The 2,357-nt window shown below is 55.9% G+C and carries 3 protein-coding genes; all 3 read left to right on the top strand.

Annotated elements, in window-relative coordinates:
* A partial coding sequence (locus LKD37_RS17345; RefSeq protein WP_302930309.1) for a DUF4368 domain-containing protein occupies positions 1–816 on the top strand: 816 nt, incomplete at its 5' end.
* Positions 817–886: 70 nt separating this feature from the next.
* Positions 887–1,516 carry a CHC2 zinc finger domain-containing protein gene (locus LKD37_RS17340; RefSeq protein WP_302930308.1) on the top strand — a complete coding sequence of 210 codons (630 nt, stop codon included), beginning with the start codon at positions 887–889 and terminating at the stop codon, positions 1,514–1,516.
* A partial coding sequence (locus LKD37_RS17335) for a DUF5906 domain-containing protein (RefSeq protein WP_302930307.1) occupies positions 1,488–2,357 on the top strand: 870 nt, incomplete at its 3' end. The genes LKD37_RS17340 and LKD37_RS17335, both read left to right, overlap by 29 nt.

Genomic DNA, 2,357 nt, shown 5'->3' with positions numbered 1-2,357 from the left:
GAAGCGGCCAAGGAAACCAAGCGGAGGCTGAACAAGGAGAAAAAGCGGATTTCCGAACTGGATACCATCATCAAGAAGCTCTATGAATCCTTTGCCGTCGGGCGCATTACCGGTGAACGCTTTGACAGTCTGCTGGCAGATTACGAAAATGAGCAGAAAGCGCTGACAGCGTCCGTCTCCGAAATGGAAACGCAGATGTCCGCCTTTGCGGAGGACACCGACCGGGCCAAGCAGTTTCTGGAGCTGGCAAAGAAGTACACGGATTTTTCCGAGCTGACCACGCCCATGATCAACGAGTTCGTGGAGAAAATCATCGTACACGCTCCAGAAAAGATCGACGGTGACCGGGTGCAGGAAGTGGATATCCACCTTCGCTTTATCGGGCAGTTTGAGCTTCCCGCACCGGAGCTGACCGAGGAAGAAATCAAGCGGCAGGAGCAGCTCAAACGGCACCGCATCAAGAGCCGGGAGCGGTATCAGAAAATCAAGGCCGGTGAACACGCTGTCGGACAGCCCTTCATGCTGACCTGCAAATGCTGCGGACAGGAATTCGCCTCCAAGCGGACAAACACCCTGTTCTGCGGTCCCAACTGCCGCTCCAAATTTTACCGGCAGGAGGCGGCGGAGAGCCGCAGCCGGGAGTGTACCTGCGAAAACTGCGGCAAGGTGTTTACCACAACGAGGTCAGATGTCAAATACTGCGGTGACGATTGCCGTTATCAGGCACAGATCAAGCGACAGGGCGTGCGGAAGAAAGCCTTGCGAGGGGCGAAGATCGAACCGGCAGTGCCGGAGAAAGAAACAAAAACAGCATAAGATAAGACGCAAATGGCGGCTTGCCCCTTAATGGGCAGGCCGCCGTTTTTTGCGCAGAAATGGAGGAACAATGAATCTTTTCGAAATTGTAAAATACGGCGTAGGCTGCCGGGAGGCGGCGGAGCGGTACGGCGTGGAGGTCAACCATTACGGCATGGCCCTTTGCCCGTTCCACAATGACCGGCATCCCAGCCTGTATGTGGCAGATGACCACTACCATTGCTTCGCTTGCGGGGAACACGGCGATGTGATCGACTTTGCCGCAAAGCTGTTCGGTTTGCCGCTCTATGAGGCGGCACAGAAGCTGACAGCGGACTTTCACCTTACCCCGGACAAGCCGCCCAGCGCAGCGGCGCTCCACGCAAAACGCATTCAGACGGAAGCACAGCAGCTCAGGGAAAACGAGCGGCTGTGCTTTTCTGTTTTATCCGATTACGCCCATGTGCTGCGGGACTGGAAGGTGCAGTATGCGCCGCAGTCACCTGACGAGCCTGTTCACGCACGGTTCGTGGAAGCCTGCCGTAACCTCGACCGGACAGAATACTACTTAGATATTCTGTGCGCCGGGGATTCCCACGAACGTGCCGAAGTAATTCAGCAGCAGATGGCGGACGAAAAGCTGGACGGGCTGCGACGGAGGTTAGAGAAAATTCACAAGGAGGAATTGGAAGATGGATATGACACCGCAGACGTGGCCTGAGTGGTACGACGGCAGGCACATCAACGAGGTGCTGTTCTGCCAGCAGTTTTTGGAGAAACACCCCATGAAATGTGTGCGTGGGCGGCTTTTCACCGTGGACGGACTGATCGAGGATGAGGGGCAGATCGGCAATCTCATTCTGGAGGAAATCTCCGGTGTGCTGACCGCCAATCTCTCCAAGACGGTTGCGAATCTGCTGGCCAGCATCAAACTGCAAGCCTATTCGCCGCCGCTGCCCATTGAGACGGACCGCATCCACGTTGCCAACGGGACGTATTTTATGAACGGTAGCTTTACCGCCGATAAGAGCTACTGCAACAACCGGCTGACGGTCGCCTACAACCCTGACGCACCCACTCCGAAAAAGTGGCTGCAATTCCTATCAGAGCTGCTGCAACCGGAGGACATTCCAACCTTGCAGGAATTTCTCGGTTACTGCCTGCTGCCTACCACCAAGGGGCAAAAAATGCTCATGCTCATCGGCAAGGGCGGCGAGGGCAAAAGCCGCATCGGTCTGGTCATACGCTCCCTGCTGGGCGACAGCATGAACACCACCAGCATCCAGAAGGTGGAGAGCAACCGGTTCAGCCGTGCAGACTTGGAAAACAAGCTCCTGATGGTGGATGACGATATGGATATGAGCGCCCTGCCCAAGACCAATTATATCAAATCCATCGTGACCTCTGAGTGCAAGATGGACATGGAGCGCAAAGGCGTCCAGAGCTATCAGAGCCAGCTCTATGTGCGTTTTCTCTGCTTCGGAAACGGTGCGCTCACCGCCCTGCACGACAAGTCCGACGGCTTCTTTCGCCGCCAGATCGTGCTGACCACCAAAGACCGG

The organism is Brotocaccenecus cirricatena, assembly GCF_020687045.1.
Lineage (GTDB): Bacteria > Bacillota > Clostridia > Oscillospirales > Oscillospiraceae > Vescimonas > Vescimonas cirricatena.
This window is presented reverse-complemented; position numbering and strand designations above follow the sequence as displayed.